Source organism: Acinetobacter sp. 228 (genome assembly GCF_048147885.1).
This window is the reverse complement of the sequence record NZ_JAYWYV010000637.1, coordinates 1-1,012: the sequence shown is the minus strand read 5'-3', so window position 1 is coordinate 1,012 and position 1,012 is coordinate 1. Positions and strand designations below refer to the sequence as shown.

At 34.6% G+C, this 1,012-nt stretch carries 1 protein-coding gene; it reads left to right on the top strand.

Going from position 1 to position 1,012, the window contains the following annotated elements:
* Nucleotides 1–185 precede the first annotated feature (185 nt).
* Entirely contained in the window at nt 186–740 is a 555-nt protein-coding gene (locus VXQ92_RS21480) for an SgcJ/EcaC family oxidoreductase (protein ID WP_000270080.1), read from the top strand.
* Nucleotides 741–1,012 lie beyond the last annotated feature (272 nt).

The window sequence follows — 1,012 nt, the reverse complement described above, 5'->3', positions numbered from 1 at the left end:
GTTCATTTAAATTTATACATGATGTTTGGTTATTAACATTATATTAAATTTGTATGCATCAATTCTTTTTAACTTATATCTTTATCTGGATTTTATAAAAAGTTAACTCCATTAAGCGGATTGAGCGAGCAGTTATTTACACGTTCTACTCATAACTCAACCTATCCTATTTTGTGCGGTGGGCCATGTGGGTTAAAACGAAGATACTCTTGAAAGGCGAGCTAAGATCACCTGTTTCATTTAAGCATGACGAAGTATCTTTATTTATAATATTTGAAAATGGACTTAAAGAATTAAACAGTGGTGCTGGTATGAGTCAACACATAATAAACCCAAAAGAAATACCTTTAGCATTTCAAACCGCTTGGAATAAGCATGATATGCAGGCCTTTGCTGCTCTTTTTGATAAAGATGCGACTTTCGTTAACCGTTTCGGTCACTACGTTAAAGGAGTTGATGAAATTATTGCAATGCATCAACCTATTCATGAAACCATTTATCGTGATTCAACACTAGAGAATGAGCTGATAGACCTCATACCTATGAGTGAGGATATATGTATTTCACATTTTTGGAGCCGCCTCACTGCAGGCGTAGCTCATCCTCAAGGGCCTCATCAGATTGATACTCTCATTCTTACTGTGCTCACCCAGAAGAATCATTCTTGGTACATTCAGGCGCTGGAAAATGTCACTTTAACGAACCCTCGAACGGGAGAGACTATACTTCGAAATATGTAGAAGGGAACACGATCATTTTTTTTGTAATTTATATACATAAAAAAAAGCCCTTGTCATTAACAAGGGCTTTTTAAGAATTTTGGCGGAAGCGGTGAGATTCGAACTCTGCAAATAACTTTTTAATAGATTCTATCTAGGTTTAATTCATTATTTATCAAATAATTAAGATCTAATAGAATCTTCTAGATTTTATAATTTGTGCCAAATTTTGTGACAGAATTTTCCATGACATTACGAACTTGCCCCTTTAACTTAAAGGTAATAAGACCTTC

Bases quoted from the DNA above. Each gene is read 5' to 3' on its own strand.
- VXQ92_RS21480 (WP_000270080.1), top strand. From the start codon at position 186: ATGTGGGTTAAAACGAAGATACTCTTGAAAGGCGAGCTAAGATCACCT.